Source organism: Vibrio ouci, assembly GCF_004551525.1.
GTDB lineage: Bacteria > Pseudomonadota > Gammaproteobacteria > Enterobacterales > Vibrionaceae > Vibrio > Vibrio ouci.
On sequence record NZ_SATR01000142.1, the window covers coordinates 1 to 1,983 of the forward strand.

3 protein-coding genes are annotated in these 1,983 nt (G+C 40.2%); 2 read left to right on the forward strand and 1 reads right to left on the reverse strand.

Annotation, left to right across the window (positions count from 1 at the left end; translation table 11 throughout):
• The first annotated feature begins 328 nt into the window (after window positions 1-328).
• Together ELS82_RS24455 and ELS82_RS24460 are read left to right on the forward strand one after the other, a co-directional pair.
• Window positions 329-790 carry a hypothetical protein gene (locus ELS82_RS24455; RefSeq protein ID WP_112417666.1) on the forward strand — a complete coding sequence of 154 codons (462 nt, stop codon included), beginning with the start codon at window positions 329-331 and terminating at the stop codon, window positions 788-790.
• A 24-nt stretch (window positions 791-814) separates the two neighbouring features.
• Window positions 815-1,360, forward strand: coding sequence for a YjaZ family protein (locus tag ELS82_RS24460; RefSeq protein WP_134837711.1), 546 nt, complete (start codon window positions 815-817; stop codon window positions 1,358-1,360).
• A 428-nt stretch (window positions 1,361-1,788) separates the two neighbouring features.
• Here the strand turns inward: ELS82_RS24460 and ELS82_RS26775 are convergent.
• A partial coding sequence (locus tag ELS82_RS26775) for a hypothetical protein (protein WP_208733296.1) occupies window positions 1,789-1,983 on the reverse strand: 195 nt, incomplete at its 5' end.

Genomic DNA, 1,983 nt, shown 5'->3' on the forward strand with positions numbered 1-1,983 from the left:
TCTTCACTCGCTGCTGTGCTTCAACTTCAGATGCACTTAGTCGTCTATGAGCCGTCTTCTGATTGCAGTTTCCACAATGTAGAAGCGTTTCATCCTTAGACATTTACCTCTTCCTTTATCACGAACTATGAACCTGTGTGCTAACGCCGCATTAAGGGGTGAACAACGCTACCACCCAGACTAAACTATTGTGCCCTAAACACTAAAGCTGATTCAAACCGAAAATGCCTAGCGTTGTGAATCCCTCTTAAATGCCTTGTTAGCCCTTTATGTGTCTTTTTTAATTTTCAGTATTGACAGCATAGACTTAAAGGAGTTTAATTACTGCATGAAAAACAAACGAGGTGGTGCTATGTCTTTTTCATTAGATAGTTTAGTACAGATGGCAGAAGAGAAAAGGAAAGAGTTGGAAGAGCTTGAGGCTGCCATAAGGGTAATGAAACGCTTAAACAACGCCCCTACTATTGAAGAAAGCAGTATAGATAACCCTATAAATGAAACAGGCCTTATAGACATAACAGATCTTGAGGAGCCAAGTAGTGAAGGGCCAAAGAAACGCTCCCTAAAAGACGATATAAGAGATTTAGTAGAACGTTTTGGAGATCAAGAGTTTACAGTGAGCCACGTTGAATCTGCTCTTAAAAAGTTAGGTAAAGCATCTGATGCCAAAAACTTTAAGAATAGACTATCAATGCTAGTTCGTACGCTTTATGAGGATGGTGTAATCGAACGAACGTTTGAAGGTTCAGGTAAAACACCACATAAATACCGTTACATTACGAATAAATAATACTTCATTACCTTGGAGAACACTTTGAAGAAATATCACATTCAAGCACGACAGCAATGGGAGGCGTTTCATTATAATGATGAACAGCACTCTCTCAAGCACTTGAGTGCGCATGAAGTGTCTTTTAAAGGTAACAAAGATACATACAAATTTGTCGTAACATACGGATTACATTGTTTTGCGAAAGATGGTCAAGAACATAGCATTGATCTTAGTTACACAGACGGCTTCGAGATTAGGAATATAAACTTGGAGCGCTATGAGGCGTCAAAACACCTAAGAATGTGTATAGAAAATCTAGACAAGCAGAAGTTAATTTATGAAACAACTCAAGAGAAATACTTTACGTTTGACTCGATAACTAGTTTTCGTGGTTACCCAGAAAGTTATAAAGTATGCTTATGCATTTTTAAAGAAAATCGATTATTGAGAATACATGTAACTAGTGCGTTTTTTGACCGAGAAAACAAACCGATTACTAACAAACACTTTAGTATCTTTAAACTAGCTATGGATACGAAGAAAGCGAAAAAGAAGAGTGGGATTCCAAAAGAAGCTACCAGAAAGTAGCGACCCCACGTCGAAGCGTGGGGTCTCAGCCGCTAAAGCGGGGCAGGACGTTATTACTTAGTCATGGACTAACCATTTCTGGCAACGGGGTGCGACCTGAAGTCCCTGTAATCACCCTATGCACACAATTTAGCTCTATATCTGTAAAAAGTCAATCAGAGAATTTTAGCACCGTTAACCTCATAACCTTTGAAAGGGCTAACGCCCAATTAACGTGTGAGCAGCGCAGACACTGAACTTAAACACTGCGCCGTAAACACTAAACTTAACCCGAAGTGAGAGCGCCAAGCGTTGCGAATCACTGTTGAATTGTTTGTTATGTTTTACCACAAACATATGATTTACTTGAGAAAGAACTGCTATTTCTAACTAACTTTCTGAGCTAAACCACAAGGCAAAAACCAACTTGGCCACCAAAGGCGATTAACCTAAAACCAGAAATTCCACTTCCCTGCCCAATGAGGCAACCCGACCAAGTAACAACGAGCACCCTGTCTTTCCAACCGAAGCGCAAAACAATGTTGAATTGCCGAGGCAACTGCCAAGCTGAAATGTTGCTTGGTTATGAACCTAAAAGCGACTTTGAGCCAGTAAAATGAAAAGCCGACCGCCACGACCTGACA

Excerpts from the sequence above, each read along its gene's own strand:
- ELS82_RS24455 (WP_112417666.1), top strand. The coding sequence starts at position 329 with ATGAAAAACAAACGAGGTGGTGCTATGTCTTTTTCATTAGATAGTTTA.